We start from the raw sequence: 14,307 nt of genomic DNA, 5'->3' as shown, positions 1-14,307 counted from the left end.
CCGCCCCATGTTCAGCAAGGATCTCGAGTACTCCATCGGCCAGTGCTACAAGCGTGCCCGCGAGGCGCGCGACGAGTACATGACGGTCGAGCACCTGTTGCTGGCGCTGTTGGAGAACCCGTCCGCCGAAGCAGTGCTCAAGGCCTGCGGCGCCGACTTCCACCGCCTGCGTTCGGACCTCGAGCAGGCCATCGCCACCACGGTGTCCAAGCTCGACGAAGGCGACGGCCGCGACACCCAGCCCACGCTCGGCTTCCAGCGCGTGCTGCAGCGTGCCGTCTACCACGTGCAGTCCTCCGGCAAGAAGGAGGTCACCGGCGCCAACGTGCTGGTGGCGATCTTCGGCGAGAAGGATTCGCACGCGGTCTACTACCTCAACCAGCAGGACGTGGCCCGGCTCGACGTCGTCAACTACCTGTCCCACGGCATCGCCAAGACCGGCGAGGGCGATCCCGCGCCGTCCGGCGAGGAGCCGGAAGCCGGGCAGGGCGAAGGCGGCGAGGCCAAGGGCGACGCGCTGGCCGAATACGCCACCGACCTCAACGCGCTGGCCCGCGAGGGCCGGATCGACCCGCTGGTCGGCCGCGCCGACGAGATCGAGCGCACCATCCAGATCCTGTGCCGGCGGCGCAAGAACAATCCGCTCTACGTCGGCGAGGCCGGCGTCGGCAAGACCGCGATCGCCGAGGGCCTGGCCAAGCGGATCGTCGACGGCCAGGTGCCGGAGGTGCTGTCGGAGGCCACCATCTACTCGCTCGACCTCGGCGCCCTGGTTGCCGGCACCAAGTACCGCGGCGACTTCGAGAAACGGCTGAAGGCGGTGCTGGCGGCGATCCGCAAGCACGACGGCGCGGTCCTGTTCATCGACGAGATCCACACCATCATCGGCGCCGGCTCCGCCAGCGGCGGCACCATGGACGCCTCGAACCTGATCAAGCCGGCGCTGGCCTCGGGCGAGCTGCGCTGCATCGGCTCGACCACGTTCCAGGAATACCGCGGCGTGTTCGAGAAGGACCGCGCCCTGGCGCGGCGCTTCCAGAAGATCGACATCGTCGAGCCGACCACCGGCGAAGCCTACGAGATCCTGCGCGGCCTCAAGCCGCGCTACGAGGCGCATCACGACGTCACCTATGCCGACGACGCGCTGCAGGCCGCGGTCGACCTGTCGGTCAAGCACATCGCCGACCGGCTGCTGCCGGACAAGGCGATCGACGTGATCGACGAGGCCGGCGCGCGCCAGCGGCTGCTGCCCGAGGACGTGCGCAAGAAGCTGATCGACGTGGAGGAAGTGGAAACCATCGTGGCCAAGATGGCCAGGATTCCGGCCAAGCAGGTCAGCGCCTCCGACAAGGACGTGCTGGGGCACCTGGAGCGGAACCTGAAGATGGTGATCTTCGGCCAGGATCCGGCAATCGAGACCCTGACCTCGGCGATCAAGCTGGCCCGTTCCGGCCTGGGCAACCCGGACAAGCCGATCGGCAACTTCCTGTTCGCCGGGCCCACCGGCGTCGGCAAGACCGAGGTCACCCGGCAGCTGGCGCTGCAGCTGGGCATCGAGCTGGTGCGCTTCGACATGTCCGAGTACATGGAGTCGCATTCGGTGAGCCGCCTGATCGGCGCGCCCCCGGGCTACGTCGGCTTCGACCAGGGCGGGCTGCTGACCGAGAAGATCGTCAAGACGCCGCACTGCGTGCTGCTGCTGGACGAGGTGGAGAAGGCGCACCCGGACATCTTCAACATCCTGTTGCAGGTGATGGACCGCGGCGTGCTCACCGACACCAATGGCCGCGAGGCGAACTTCCGCAACGTGATCCTGGTGATGACCACGAACGCCGGCGCCACCCTGGCCGCGCGCCGCAGCATCGGCTTCACCCGCCAGGACCACAGCACCGATGCGATGGAGGCGATCCGCAAGGGCTTCACGCCGGAGTTCCGCAACCGCCTGGACGCGATCGTGCAGTTCCAGCCGCTGGCGTTCGATCACATCCTGCGCGTGGTCGACAAGTTCCTGATCGAGCTGGAGAGCCAGCTGCACGAGAAGAACGTGGCCGTCAACGCCACCCCGGCCGCGCGCGAATGGCTGGCCCGGCACGGCTTCGACCCGCAGATGGGCGCGCGGCCGATGGCACGGATCATCCAGGACCGCATCAAGCGCCCTCTGGCCGACGAACTGCTGTTCGGCAAGCTGGTCGGCGGCGGCCGCGTCAACGTCGACGTCAAGGACGACGACCTGTTCGTGGAGGCGCACCCGGAGCCGGAGAAGCTGTTGCCGGCGACGGTGGAGTAGAGCCGGGAATCGGGAATCGGGAATCGCAACAGCAGACAGCACGATCCCGGGCAGTGCCCGGGATCGTGCTGGTGTGCGAGATGACTGCCAGGGCGCCGCCATTCGACGGTTTTCGAGGAATCCATGTGAGCCAGGCTCTTGCGATTCCCGATTCCCCAATGCCTATTCCCGGCTACTTCATGCGATAAGTGATGCGCCCCTTGGTGAGGTCGTAAGGGGTCATTTCCACCTTGACCTTGTCGCCGGTGAGGATGCGGATGTAGTGCTTGCGCATCCGCCCGGAAATATGGGCGATGATCTCATGGCCGTTCTCGAGCTTGACCCGGAACATGGTGTTCGGGAGGGTCTCGGAAACGGTGCCTTCGAATTCTATGACGTCGTCTTTCGCCATGCGTCCTGTTCGGTTGGGGAGGGGGAAGATTTTCCGCCCTCGAAAAAGCGCATCATTCTGCCACGCGCGTCCCCATGACGCAAAAGTTTCGTTAATCCCGCGCCAAGGGGACAGGGGCTGCTGCGAGTCCGGAAGCCGCCTGGCAGCCGAAGGCGCCGGTCCAACTGCCGCTCAGCCCTGGCTGCGCGGTCAACGCGGCGACGTCCGCCAGGAAGCGAGCCCGCGGCAGCGTTACTCCGCCCAGCCGGACCAGGTGGGCGTTTTCGACCTGGGCATCGATCAGCGGCCAGCCACGGTCCCGCAGGTATCGGGCGAGGCCCGCCAGCGCGACCTTGGAGCCGCCGGATGCGCCGCTGAACATGCTTTCGCCGAAGAACATGCGGCCGACCGCGACGCCGTAGATCCCGCCCACCAGGCGCGCGCCATCGAATACCTCGACGCTGTGGGCGTGGCCCAGGCGGTGCAATTCCATGTAGGCCGCCTCCATCCCGGCGGTGATCCAGGTGCCGCGCTGGCCGGGCCGGGGCGTCTCGGCGCAGGCGCGGATCACTGCGGCGAAGGCGGTGTCGGCGCGCAGCGTCCACGTGCTGCGGCGCAGCCCGCGCCGGAACCGCGACGACAGGCGCACGCCGTCGGTACGGAACAGCATGCGCGGATCGGGTGACCACCACAGGATCGGCTGGCCTGCCGAATACCAGGGAAAAATGCCGTGGCGGTAGGCGTTGAGCAGGCGGGTGGGCGAGAGGTCGCCGCCGATCGCCAGCAGGCCATCCGGCTCGCGCAGCGCCGAGTCCGCCGGCGGGAACGGCGCCTCGGGATCGGCAGGCAGCAGCGGTGGCAGGCGCATCGGCTTCATTGTGGTGCTACTGGACACCGGTTGACGCGGAAAAGCGAAGATAAGTTGCGAATGCTTTCCCTTCTCCCTTCGGGAGAAGAGCGTGCCCCCGAAGTGTTGTTGGTCAGGGGGGCGAAGAGCCTGCCCCCAAACGCTTTAGTCGGGGGCCGGATGAGGGTACGGCGAAGCAGCAGCGAACTGAACCATCGCGATTTCGCCGTACCCTCACCCCAACCCCCGCTTCGCGCCCCGGCCCTCGCGCGGAGCGCGAGGACGCTCATCGGCCCGCGAGCCAGTGGCTCGCAAGCGGGCCTTTTCACCCCGGAGGGAGAGGGGCTTTGAACGGCGAATGCGCGTCGAGCATCGCCTTGTAGCCGCGCACCGAGGCCGCCTCCTCGTCGCACCAGCGCCGCAGCGCCTCGGCGAACGCCGGGTCGGCGATCCAGTGGTGGCTGCGTACGAGCGTCGGCAGGAAGCCGCGGGCGATCTTGTGTTCGCCCTGGGCACCAGGTTCGAACCGGCGCAGGCCTTCGCGTAGGCAGTAGTCGATCCCCTGGTAATAGCAGGTCTCGAAGTGCAGCCCCGGGACCGTGCGCGTGCTGCCCCAGTAACGCCCGTACAGGGTATCGCCGCCGCGCAGGCACAGCGCGCCGGCGACGGGTTCGCCGTCCAGGTCGGCGAGTATCAGCACCAGGGCGCGCGGCATCGTGGCGGCCAGGTGCCGCACGAAGTCGAGGGTCAGCGCCGGCGGGTTGCCGTACTCGGCGAAGGTCTGCAGGTAGAAGCCATGGATGGCGGCGAGATCGGCTTCGTCCGCCTCGTCACCGTGCAGGACACGAAAGCGCACACCTGCGCGCGCGACCTTGTTGCGTTCCTGCCGGATGTTCTTGCGGCGCTTGTGGTCCATCGCCGCGAGGAATGCCTCGAAGTCCCGCCAGCCGGCATCGTTGCGCCAGTGGTACTGCACGTCGGTCCGGGGCAGCCAGTCGTCGTCGAACACGGTGTCCTCGGCCGCGGTGTGGAAGTTGACGTGCGCCGACGACAGCCCGGTGCGGCGCGCGTCCTTGACGATCGCGGCGAGCAACGCCCGCCGGGACGTGTCGTCGCGGGCCAGCAGGCGCGGACCGGTGACCGGCGAATAAGGCACCGCACCTAGCCATTTGGGGAAGTAGTCGCGGCCGTAGCGGGCGTAGGCGTGTGCCCAGGCGTGGTCGAAGACGAACTCGCCGTGGGAGTTGTCCTTCAGGTAGCCGGGCGCCGCGGCAACCGGTTCGCTGCCGTCCCACAGGACGAGATGGTGCGGCGTCCAGCCCCAGTCGGAGCGTAGGCAGCCATGCTGCTCCAGGCCGGACAGGAACGCGTGCGACACGAACGGGTTGCCGCTGTCGTGCAGCGCGTCCCAATCTGCGGCCGGGATCGCCCTCAGCGAATCATGGACGCGCGGAGCGAACATCGAAAAGCCTGCTCCGCCAACCCTGCTTCAACCTTCATTGTCCAGGAACTTTTCGGCGTCCAGCGCCGCCATGCAGCCGAATCCGGCCGAGGTGATCGCCTGGCGGTAGTGCTGGTCGGCGACGTCGCCGGCGGCGAACACGCCGGGCACCGAGGTCTCGGTGGCGCCGCCGCCAAGGCCGGAGCGGATCTCGAGGTAGCCGTTGTTCATCGCCAGCTGGCCCTCGAACAGCGAGGTGTTCGGGGTGTGGCCGATGGCGACGAAGAAGCCGTGCACGTCGATCTCGCGGGTCGCATCGTCCTGCACCGACTTCAGCCGCAGCCCGGTGACGCCGGCGTCGTTGCCCAGCACCTCGTCGACCACGTGGTGCCAGATCGGCTCGATCTTGCCGGCCTGGATCTTGGCCTGCAGCTTGTCCTGCATGATCTTCTCGGCGCGCAGGGTGTCGCGGCGGTGCACCAGGTAGACCTTGCGGGCGATGTTGGACAGGTACAGTGCCTCCTCGACCGCGGTGTTGCCGCCGCCGACCACGGCCACGTCCTGGTCCTTGTAGAAGAACCCGTCGCAGGTGGCGCAGGCGGAGACGCCGCGACCCTTGTAGGCCTCCTCCGACGGCAGCCCCAGGTATTTGGCGGTGGCGCCGGTGGCGATCACCACGGCGTCGGCGGTGTACTCGCCGTTGTCGCCCTTGAGCCGGAACGGTCGCTGCGAGAGGTCGGCGCTGTGGACGTGATCGAAGATCACCTCCGTGCCAAAGCGTTCGGCGTGCGCCTGCATCCGCGTCATCAGGTCGGGGCCCATCAGGTCGTGGGCGTCGCCGGGCCAGTTGTCGACCTCGGTGGTGGTCATCAGCTGTCCGCCCATCTGCAGCCCGGTGATCACCACCGGTTGCAGGTTGGCGCGGGCTGCATAGACGGCGGCGGTCCAGCCGGCGGGGCCGGAACCGAGGATCAACAGACGGCAGTGCTTGGAGGTGCTCATGTATACTCGCAGGCCATGAAATCGCAGCGTTTCGAAGCGTATAGCTTGGCGGCGCGGCTGCGGCAAAACAAGGCGCGTCGGGTGGACGACGCCGGAACAATCAGTTCGATCCGCGACGCGCATGGACGATGGGCGTCACGGTCAAGGGGCCCGCGCATCCGATGCGCGGGTTTTTCGTAAGCCTCAACGACAACGGTCGCGCTGCGGCCGGAACATCAGCAACATTGGAGACAGATCGATGCGTATCGGCGTGCCGAAGGAAACCAAGACCCTCGAGGGCCGCGTGGCGCTGGTGCCCGCCGCCGCGGGCGACCTCGTCAACCGCGGCCACGAGGTGTGGCTGCAATCGGGTGCGGGGTTGAAGTCGCGCTTCAACGACGAGGACTACACCCGGCTCGGGGTGAAGATCGCACCGGACGCGGCGGCGCTGTACGAGCGCGGCGAGTTGATCGTCAAGGTCAAGGAGCCGATCGAGGGCGACCTGGCGCTGCTGCGCAAGGACCACCTGCTGTTCTGCTACCTGCACCTGGCGGCGGAGCCGGCGCTGACCCGCAGGCTGCTCGACATCGGCCTGACCGGCGTCGCCTTCGAGACCGTCGAACTGGAGAACGGCGACCTGCCGCTGCTGGCGCCGATGTCGATCATCGCCGGCAAGATCGCCGCGCAGGTCGGCACCACGCTGCTGCACCAGCCACAGGGCGGCAAGGGCAAGCTGCTGGGCGGGCTGCCGTCCACCGAGCGCGGCCGGGCGGTGGTGTTTGGCGCCGGCATGGCCGGCGGTGCATCGGCGGCGCTGCTGGCCGCCGGCGGCGCCAACGTGGTGGTGTTCGAGAAGCGCCAGGACCGCATGGCGCAGATGATGGCGCTGGGCGCCAACGTCACCGCGCTGTATCCCTACGACGACCTGGTCGCGCGCGAGGTGGCCTCGGCCGACCTGGTGATCGGCGCGGTGCTGATCCCGGGCGCCAAGGCGCCGCACGTGCTGACCCGCGAGATGCTCAAGGGCATGGAGACCGGCAGCGTGGTGGCCGACATCTCGATCGATCAGGGCGGCTGCTTCGAAACCTCGCGCCCGACCACCTGGGCCGAGCCGACCTATGTCGAGGAAGGCGTAGCGCATTTCTGCGTGACCAACATGCCGGGCTCGGTGCCGCAGACCAGCTCGCAGGCGATCTGCGCGGCGATCCTGCCCTGGGTCAGCAAGCTGGCCTCGGGTGACTGGCGCGGCAATCAGGCGCTCGAGCGCGGCATCAACGTCGAGGCCGGGAAGCTGGTGCATCCTGCGTTGCAGGGGATGGCGCTGTAGGGCGGGCCGGGCGCGGATGCCGGGAGACGCGAGGATCCAGGCCACGCCGGTATCGCGTGCATGGCGCGCTCCCACGGGGCATGGTCGCGGGATCGGGATTAATCGCTTAAGATCAAGCTTCTAGGCGGCATACCTAAGGTAAAAACACACGGTGGCACGACCGCTCCAGGAAAGCAGCAGGCGACAGCGCGCCACGGCGAAGCAGGCGACGGCTCCCAATCCGCGCCGGCAGCGGCTGTGGCGCGACATCGCGCTGATCCTGATCGCACCGCTGCTGCTCTACCTGCTGGCGAGCCTGATCACCTTCTCGCCGGAAGATCCCGGATGGTCACGCTCGGGCAGTGTCACCGCGCCGCTGAACAATGTCGGCGGTCCGGTGGGGGCCTGGCTGGCCGACGTCCTGCTGCACCTGTTCGGCTACGTCGCCTATCTGTTGCCGCTGATGCTGGGCGCGGTGGCGTGGATCGCGTTGTTCGGCATGGACCAGGACGGCGACGGCAAGGCCGATCTCGGCCCGGCGTTGCGGCTGGTCGGCATCGTCGGTTTCCTGATCTCCGTGACCGGCCTGCTGGCGCTGCGGATGCCCAGCGCGGCCGACCTGTCCGCGGGCGGCGGCGGCATTCTCGGTCGCCTGGTCGGCAATTCGCTGTATGGCGGCTTCGGCCCGGTCGGCGGCAACCTGTTCCTGCTGGCGCTGCTGTTGGTCTCGGTCACCCTCGCCACCGGCCTGTCGTGGCTGGCGGTGATGGACCGCATCGGCCAGTGGGCATTGCAGTTGCCGGCGCTGCTCCGCCGCGGCAGCAAGCAGGCCGGTGAATGGAAGCAAGCGCGCGACTGGCGCGAGGAGCGCGGGGAAACGCGCAAGGTCGATACCGAGCTGCGCGCCAAGCGCACGCCGGTGAAGATCGAGCCGCCGGCGCTGCCGCAGGTGGAGAAGAGCGACCGCGCCAAGCGCGAGCAGCAGATCCCGCTGTTCCACGTCGGCGACGGTTCCGGCATTCCGCCGCTGTCGCTGCTCGACGACCCCAAGCCGCAGCCCAAGGGCTACGACGAGAACACGCTGGAAACGCTGTCGCGGCAGATCGAGTTCAAGCTCAAGGACTTTCGCATCGAGGCGCAGGTGGTCGGCGCCTATCCGGGCCCGGTGATCACCCGCTTCGAGATCGAACCCGCGCCCGGCATCAAGGTCAGCCAGATCAGCTCGCTGGACAAGGACATCGCCCGCGGGTTGTCGGTGAAGTCGGTGCGCGTGGTCGACGTGATCCCGGGCAAGTCGGTGATCGGCCTGGAGACGCCGAACACGAAGCGCGAGATGATCTATCTGAGCGAACTGCTGCGCTCCAAGGAATACGACAAGTCCGGCAGTCCGCTGACGCTGGCCCTGGGCAAGGACATCGGTGGCCGGCCGACGGTCGCGGATCTCTCTCGCATGCCCCATCTGCTGGTCGCCGGCACCACCGGTTCGGGCAAGTCGGTGGCGGTCAACGCCATGGTGCTGAGCCTGCTGTACAAGGCCTCCGCCAAGGACGTGCGGATGCTGATGATCGACCCGAAGATGCTCGAGCTCAGCGTCTACCAGGGCATCCCGCACCTGCTGGCGCCGGTGGTCACCGACATGAAGGAGGCCGCCAACGGCCTGCGCTGGTGCGTGGCGGAGATGGAGCGCCGCTACAAGCTGATGAGTGCGGTCGGCGTGCGCAACCTGGCCGGCTTCAACAAGAAGGTCAAGGACGCGCAGGACGCCGGCCAGCCGATGCTCGACCCGTTGTTCAAGCCGAACCCGGACAGCGACGAGGTGGCACAGCCGCTGGAGACGCTGCCGTTCATCGTCGTGTTCATCGACGAGTTCGCCGACATGATGATGATCGTCGGCAAGAAGGTGGAGGAGTTGATCGCACGGCTGGCGCAGAAGGCGCGCGCCGCCGGCATCCACCTGATCCTGGCCACGCAGCGGCCGTCGGTGGACGTGATCACCGGCCTGATCAAGGCCAACATCCCGACCCGCATCGCCTTCCAGGTCAGCTCGAAGATCGACTCGCGCACGATCCTCGACCAGTCCGGCGCCGAGACCCTGCTCGGCCACGGTGACATGCTGTACCTGCCGCCGGGCACCGCGCTGCCCGAGCGCGTGCACGGCGCCTTCGTTTCCGACGAGGAGGTGCATCGGGTGGTCGACCACCTCCGGCAGAGCGGCGGCGGACCGGACTACATCGAGGGCGTGCTGGAGGAGATGCAAACGATGGGCGACGGCGTCGTGGTCGGTCCGACCGGACTGCCGGAGAGCGGCGGCGGGGGAGGGGACGAATCCGACCCGCTGTACGACGATGCGGTGCGCGTGGTCACCGAGACCCGCCGCGCTTCGATCTCCGGCGTGCAGCGGCGCCTGAAGATCGGCTACAACCGTGCCGCCCGCCTGGTCGAGGCAATGGAAGCGGCCGGCGTGGTCAGCCCGCCCGAGCACAACGGCGACCGCAGCGTGCTGGCGCCGCCGCCGCCGAAGTAGCAAGGAGTGAGTGAAGAGGAGTGAGAAATGAGAGAAGGCAGACGTCGGCTCCTACTCGTTTCTCACTCCTCTTCACTCACTACCTCGCTCCTGAATGGCGCGCTTCCACAGAACCCGGCCGTCGGCCCGCATTCAGCCCTCTCTTCGCAGACTTCCGCAACCCGATGCTCGGAGTACCGTCATGATCCGCACCGCCCGCATCCTCGCCTTCATGGCCGCCGCCTGCTTCGCCGGCAGCGCCTTCGCCGGCGGCGCTCGCGACGCCCTCGACCGGTTCACCAGTGATCTCAAGGGCCTCGATGGCCAGTTCGCCCAACGGGTCTACGACGGCCGCGGCCAGGTCAAGGAGAGTTCCAGCGGCCGCGTGGCGCTGTCGGCGCCGCGCCTGTTCCGCTGGGAGTACGAGAAGCCGTATCCGCAGCTGATCGTCGCCGACGGCAGCAAGGTCTGGGTCTACGATCCGGATCTCGAGCAGGTGACCGTTCAGCCGCAGAGCGCGGAGGAGCGCAACAGCCCGCTGGCGGCGCTGATCGAGCCGGGGCGGCTCGACCGCGACTACCGGGTGGAAGAGGTCGGCGACAGCGGTGGCCTGCAGTGGCTCGCCATCGCGCCGAAGACTGCGGACGATGCCGGGTTCCAGTCGGCGCGCCTGGGCTTCGACGCCGGCGGGCTGGCACGGATGGAGGTGGTCGACGCACTCGGCCAGCGGACCGAGATCGCCTTCAGCGGCTGGAAGAAGAATCCGCCCTTCGCCGCCGGTACCTTTGCGTTCGATCCGCCCGACGGGGTCGATGTGGTCGGCGACATCTGAGGGACTCGTCATTCGGGACGGCGGCGCCACGCCGCCCGGCAACCTGCCGACCGTCATCCCGGCGCAGGCCGGGATCCAGTTCTTAGCGCCGCGTTTCCGCCGGGTGGCGACAGCGACCCCGGCGCTGGATCCGGCCTGCACCGGGATGACGAGCAAAAGCGCGCCGCTTGTTGGAGCCCTGAGCCCGGATCCAAGCCGGAAGCCTCCGCACGGTAGAATGCCGACGTGCCCAAGGCCACGCCCCGACCGAACGACGGCGACGATCTGCTGAGCGTGGATCGCAGCGCACTGCGTCCGCTCGCCGAGCGCATGCGGCCGCGCACGCTGGACGAGATGGTCGGTCAGCGCAGGCTGCTGGCGCCCGATTCGGCGCTACGGCAGTCGATCGAGTCCGGTCGCGTGCACTCGATGATCCTCTGGGGACCGCCCGGTTGCGGCAAGACCACGCTGGCGCTGCTGATGGCGCACTACGCCGATGCCGAGTTTCGCGCCGTCTCCGCGGTGCTTTCGGGCCTTCCGGAGGTGCGCAAGGTGCTCGCCGAGGCCGAGCAGCTGTTCGCGGGCGGACGCCGCACCGTGCTGTTCGTCGACGAGGTGCACCGCTTCAACAAGGCACAACAGGATGCCTTCCTGCCGCACATCGAGCGCGGCACCATCCTGTTCGTCGGCGCCACCACCGAAAACCCTTCGTTCGAGTTGAACTCGGCGCTGCTTTCACGCTGCCGCGTGCACGTGATGGAGGCGGTTTCGGTGGACGACATCGCCGCCGCGTTGCAGCGGGCGCTGGACGATGCCGAGCGCGGCCTCGGCGGTCGCGGCCTGGTCATCGGCGATGCGCAGCTGCGGCTGATCGCGACCGCGGCCGACGGCGACGTGCGCCGTGGCCTGACGCTGCTGGAAATCGCCGCCGAACTCGCGGTGGAGCAGGGCGGGACGGTGAGTGACGCCATCCTCGAGCAGGTGCTGGCCGACCGCACCCGACGCTTCGACAAGGGCGGCGAGCAGTTCTACGACCAGATCTCGGCGCTGCACAAGTGCGTGCGCAGCTCCAATCCCGACGCCGCGCTGTACTGGCTCGCGCGCATGCTCGACGGCGGCTGCGATCCCGGCTACCTGGCGCGGCGGCTGACGCGGATGGCGGTGGAGGACATCGGCCTGGCCGATCCGCGCGCGCTGCAGATGGCGATCGACGCCTGGGACACGTACGACCGGCTCGGCAGCCCGGAGGGCGATCTGGCACTGGCGCAGCTGGTCCTGTATCTCGCCAGCACCGCCAAGTCCAACGCCGGCTATGCCGCCTTCAACGCTGCCAAGCACGACGTCCGCGAGCGCGGCACGCTCGACGTGCCGATGCACTTCCGCAACGCGCCGACCAGGCTGATGAAGCAGCTCGGCTACGGCAAGGGTTACCAGTACGATCACGATGCCGAAGGCGGGATCGCGCTCGACCAGACCGGTTTTCCTGACGCGATGGGCGAGCGGGTCTACTACGAGCCCGTGGCGCGCGGGCTGGAGTCGAAACTGAAGGAGAAGCTCGACCGTCTGCGCGACCTGCGGCGTCGGGCGCGTGACGGAGGCGGGCAGGGCGAAGCATCGTGACCGCACCCTGGTGGATGCAGCTGTTGTGCGTGATGCTCGGCGGCGCCGGCGGTGGTGCATTGCGCTACGCGGTGTCCGGCTGGATCGGGCGCCGTGTCGGCGACGCCTTTCCCTGGGGAACGTTGACCGTCAACGCCAGCGGCGCATTCGCGGCGGGTTGGCTGATCGGCGTCGCACATGCCGACACCGTGCAGTCACGCCTGCTTTTGCTGTGCCTGGGCGCGGGTGTGCTCGGCAGCTACACCACCGTCTCCTCGCTCAGCCTGCAGACATTGCTGCCAGCCCGCGACGGCAGCGTGCGCCGCGCCGCGGCCTACCTGCTGCTGTCGCTGGCGACCGGCCTGTGCGCGGTATTCGCCGGTCACTGGCTCGCGACCCGGTGAAGCCGCGGATCCCGATCGCCGCCTGGGTCGCGCTCGGCAGCGCGCTGGGCGCAGGGGCGCGCTGGGGAACGGGGATCGCGCTGGGCGCCGGTGGTGCGGGTTTCCCCTGGGGCACGTTGGCCGTGAACGTCGCTGGCTCGGCGCTGATCGGCTTCTACGCCGCGCTGGTCGTGCCCGGAAGTCGGTTCACTGCGTCCCCGGCCCAGCGACAGTTCGTGATGGCCGGCTTCTGTGGCGGCTTCACCACGTTCTCGCTGTTCACGATCGAACTGCTCGAGGCCACGCTGCAGGGCCGGTATGCGCTGGCAGCGGCGATCCTCGTCGGCTCGGTGTCGGCCTGGCTCGTGGCCGTCACTGTCGGCTATCTCGCCGGCACACGACTGGCCATGCGTCCGGCCCGCGCCGAACGCGGCGATCCGAACCACGCATCATGAACATTCGCGCCGAACCCATCTGCTGCGGATCTTCCTCGACGAAAGCGACCAACAGGCAGCGCCCCTGAAAGCCATCCGCCATGGATTGACGCGGATGAACGATCCAGTGAAACGTGAAGCGGCCGGGTCCTTGCTTTCTCACCTGCGACCCTCTCCGTGCTCATCCGCGTCGATCCGCGGCTGAGCGGGCCTTTCGAGATGAGCTGAGCGCCTTTCGTCAGCTGGTGCGATCCGCCAGGCCCTGTACGCCGGACTCCCTGGCGCAATGGGCACAGCAGTAGACGTTGCCGTCGTCTTCCACGCCGTGGCCGACCACGCGGCACCCACAGTGCGGGCACTGCGGCGCGAACGCGTGGATCGCGCATTCGAAGGAGTCGAACGTGCCGGTCCGGTCGCCTCGGGTTACCTGGAACGCCTTGTCGTAGCGGTTGCCGCAGACATCGCAGGTTGCCATCGGAGATACCTCTCGAAGCGGATGAGGCACCAGTCTGCGACGGCGTCCGGCATCATTCGGTGAAAGACAGGGGCCGTGCGCGGCCGATGCGTGCGAAAAACGTTCATACCGGATGAAGACGATGACCGGTTCACGCCGCCGAGAGTCGCCGGTGCCGATACTCGAGATACAGCCGGCCGTCCGTACCGGCGAGGCAATCGAGGAGGCAGCCATGATCCGTTGTTCGAAGCCCTTATTGATGCTGGCCGCGGTGCTGATGCTGTCGGCCTGTCGCGACGATCCCGCGGAACAGCAGGCCGACGATGTCTCGACCTCGCGCTATCGGGCGGATGTCGGCCCGTCCGGGGAGGCGGTGGTGCCGGGAGAGCGCGGCGGCCCGCGGGCGCAGGGAGACCGCGCGGTGATCATGGCATCGGATACCGAGCCGGCGTACCTGACCGATGCGGCGGGCCAAACGCTCTACGTGCTGGCAGGCAACGACGACGGTAGCCGCTGCGATCGCGCGTGTGAGGAGGCCTGGCCACCGGTCGTCGCGGAGGAAGCCGAGCCGGTGCCGGGGTCGGGCCTGCAGCGGGAACTGCTCGGCACGACGCCGCGGCAGGATGGCGGACTGCACGTCACCTACGATGGCAAGCCGCTGTACCGCTACGCCGCGGATGCCGGCGCCGGGCGGACAGCAGGGCACGAGGTCGAAGACCAGTGGGGCAAATGGTCGATGGTGTCGGTGCACGGACCGGCGGTCCCCGCCGAGTAGGCCACCAGACATTCCGGCAGGTCAGGCCTGACGGAGGCACGGCAGGCCGGGATTCCGATGGCCGCCACGGTCCGTCAACGTCATGTACGTGCCAGGAAGCACGCTCCGTTCACGAT

13 protein-coding genes are annotated in these 14,307 nt (G+C 68.2%); 8 read left to right on the top strand and 5 right to left on the bottom strand.

Translation table 11 applies throughout. The features are described from left to right. The first annotated feature begins 7 nt into the window (after positions 1-7). Positions 8-2,287, top strand: coding sequence for an ATP-dependent Clp protease ATP-binding subunit ClpA (clpA, locus tag FXO19_RS02725; RefSeq protein WP_149193508.1), 2,280 nt, complete (start codon positions 8-10; stop codon positions 2,285-2,287). 172 nt (positions 2,288-2,459) lie between these two features. Here clpA and infA read toward each other — a convergent pair whose 3' ends face one another. The 4 genes from infA to trxB form a co-directional block, all read right to left on the bottom strand. Continuing rightward, a complete protein-coding gene (infA, locus tag FXO19_RS02720) occupies positions 2,460-2,678 on the bottom strand; it encodes a translation initiation factor IF-1 (RefSeq protein WP_149193507.1) in 219 nt (72 codons plus the stop codon). 91 nt (positions 2,679-2,769) lie between these two features. Beyond that, positions 2,770-3,534, bottom strand: coding sequence for a leucyl/phenylalanyl-tRNA--protein transferase (aat, locus tag FXO19_RS02715; protein WP_425481424.1), 765 nt, complete (start codon positions 3,532-3,534; stop codon positions 2,770-2,772). A gap of 295 nt (positions 3,535-3,829) precedes the next feature. Further along, positions 3,830-4,966 (bottom strand): GNAT family N-acetyltransferase, encoded by a 1,137-nt coding sequence (locus tag FXO19_RS02710; protein WP_149193506.1) that lies wholly within the window; start codon positions 4,964-4,966, stop codon positions 3,830-3,832. A 27-nt stretch (positions 4,967-4,993) separates the two neighbouring features. Further along, entirely contained in the window at positions 4,994-5,947 is a 954-nt protein-coding gene (gene trxB / locus FXO19_RS02705; protein WP_149193505.1) for a thioredoxin-disulfide reductase, read from the bottom strand. Positions 5,948-6,185: 238 nt separating this feature from the next. Here trxB and FXO19_RS02700 point away from each other — a divergent pair, with 238 nt between their 5' ends. The 6 genes from FXO19_RS02700 to FXO19_RS02675 all read left to right on the top strand — a co-directional run bounded on the left by FXO19_RS02700 (position 6,186) and on the right by FXO19_RS02675 (position 12,983). After that, complete coding sequence (locus tag FXO19_RS02700) at positions 6,186-7,253, top strand: alanine dehydrogenase (RefSeq protein ID WP_149193504.1); 1,068 nt, start codon at positions 6,186-6,188, stop codon at positions 7,251-7,253. 151 nt (positions 7,254-7,404) lie between these two features. Further along, positions 7,405-9,756, top strand: coding sequence for a DNA translocase FtsK (locus tag FXO19_RS02695; RefSeq protein ID WP_149193503.1), 2,352 nt, complete (start codon positions 7,405-7,407; stop codon positions 9,754-9,756). 181 nt (positions 9,757-9,937) lie between these two features. Further along, a complete protein-coding gene (gene lolA, locus FXO19_RS02690) occupies positions 9,938-10,567 on the top strand; it encodes an outer membrane lipoprotein periplasmic chaperone LolA (RefSeq protein WP_149193502.1) in 630 nt (209 codons plus the stop codon). Positions 10,568-10,792: 225 nt separating this feature from the next. Then, entirely contained in the window at positions 10,793-12,166 is a 1,374-nt protein-coding gene (locus tag FXO19_RS02685; protein ID WP_305067715.1) for a replication-associated recombination protein A, read from the top strand. Then, entirely contained in the window at positions 12,163-12,549 is a 387-nt protein-coding gene (locus FXO19_RS02680; RefSeq protein ID WP_223115407.1) for a fluoride efflux transporter FluC, read from the top strand. Before FXO19_RS02685 ends, FXO19_RS02680 begins: the two co-directional genes overlap by 4 nt. Further along, positions 12,546-12,983 (top strand): fluoride efflux transporter FluC, encoded by a 438-nt coding sequence (locus FXO19_RS02675; RefSeq protein ID WP_149193501.1) that lies wholly within the window; start codon positions 12,546-12,548, stop codon positions 12,981-12,983. The genes FXO19_RS02680 and FXO19_RS02675 overlap by 4 nt, the downstream gene beginning before the upstream one ends. 217 nt (positions 12,984-13,200) lie before the next feature. Here the strand turns inward: FXO19_RS02675 and FXO19_RS02670 are convergent, their stop codons facing one another. Beyond that, positions 13,201-13,437 (bottom strand): hypothetical protein, encoded by a 237-nt coding sequence (locus FXO19_RS02670; RefSeq protein ID WP_149193500.1) that lies wholly within the window; start codon positions 13,435-13,437, stop codon positions 13,201-13,203. A gap of 211 nt (positions 13,438-13,648) precedes the next feature. Here FXO19_RS02670 and FXO19_RS02665 point away from each other — a divergent pair, with 211 nt between their 5' ends. After that, positions 13,649-14,191 carry a COG4315 family predicted lipoprotein gene (locus FXO19_RS02665; RefSeq protein WP_187775595.1) on the top strand — a complete coding sequence of 181 codons (543 nt, stop codon included), beginning with the start codon at positions 13,649-13,651 and terminating at the stop codon, positions 14,189-14,191. The last annotated feature ends 116 nt before the right edge of the window (positions 14,192-14,307 follow it).

Source organism: Luteimonas suaedae (assembly GCF_008312895.1).
Lineage (GTDB): Bacteria > Pseudomonadota > Gammaproteobacteria > Xanthomonadales > Xanthomonadaceae > Luteimonas > Luteimonas suaedae.
The sequence above is the reverse complement of the archived record's forward strand: the minus strand, read 5'-3'. Positions and strand labels throughout refer to the sequence as shown.

What these genes read in the sequence shown, in the direction of transcription:
- FXO19_RS02700 (WP_149193504.1), top strand. Translation starts at nt 6,186, where the DNA reads ATGCGTATCGGCGTGCCGAAGGAAACCAAGACCCTCGAGGGCCGCGTG.
- infA (WP_149193507.1), bottom strand. Translation starts at nt 2,678, where the DNA reads ATGGCGAAAGACGACGTCATAGAATTCGAAGGCACCGTTTCCGAGACC.
- FXO19_RS02665 (WP_187775595.1), top strand. Translation starts at nt 13,649, where the DNA reads ATGATCCGTTGTTCGAAGCCCTTATTGATGCTGGCCGCGGTGCTGATG.
- FXO19_RS02670 (WP_149193500.1), bottom strand. Translation starts at nt 13,437, where the DNA reads ATGGCAACCTGCGATGTCTGCGGCAACCGCTACGACAAGGCGTTCCAG.
- trxB (WP_149193505.1), bottom strand. Translation starts at nt 5,947, where the DNA reads ATGAGCACCTCCAAGCACTGCCGTCTGTTGATCCTCGGTTCCGGCCCC.
- FXO19_RS02710 (WP_149193506.1), bottom strand. Translation starts at nt 4,966, where the DNA reads ATGTTCGCTCCGCGCGTCCATGATTCGCTGAGGGCGATCCCGGCCGCA.
- lolA (WP_149193502.1), top strand. Translation starts at nt 9,938, where the DNA reads ATGATCCGCACCGCCCGCATCCTCGCCTTCATGGCCGCCGCCTGCTTC.
- aat (WP_425481424.1), bottom strand. Translation starts at nt 3,534, where the DNA reads ATGAAGCCGATGCGCCTGCCACCGCTGCTGCCTGCCGATCCCGAGGCG.
- clpA (WP_149193508.1), top strand. Translation starts at nt 8, where the DNA reads ATGTTCAGCAAGGATCTCGAGTACTCCATCGGCCAGTGCTACAAGCGT.